At 52.5% G+C, this 316-nt stretch carries 1 rRNA gene; it reads left to right on the top strand.

Annotated features, from left to right (window positions below):
- Window positions 1–316: ribosomal RNA gene (locus KVT34_RS30060) — 23S ribosomal RNA — on the top strand; the annotation flags it as partial.

Raw genomic sequence — 316 nt, 5'->3', positions numbered from 1 at the left:
TGACTCTGCGCCGAAAATGAAACGGGGCTAACCACACCACCGAAGCTATGACTTGCACCTTGTGTGCATGGGTAGGGGAGCGTTCTGTACGCAGTGAAGGTAGATCGTGAGGACTGCTGGACTGTACAGAAGTGAGAATGCCGGTATGAGTAACGAGAAGATCAGTGAGAATCTGATCCGCCGAAAGCCTATGGGTTCCTGAGGAAGGTTAGTCCGCTCAGGGTAAGTCGGGACCTAAGGCGAGGCCGAAAGGCGTAGTCGAATGACAACAGGTTGAAATTCCTGTACCACTGCAAGCCGTTACGAGCAATGGAGT

The organism is Paenibacillus sp. GbtcB18 (genome assembly GCF_019091125.1).
Lineage (GTDB): Bacteria > Bacillota > Bacilli > Paenibacillales > NBRC-103111 > Paenibacillus_F > Paenibacillus_F chitinolyticus.
Note: the sequence above shows the minus strand (reverse complement) of the source record. Positions and strands in the feature narration are given on the sequence as shown.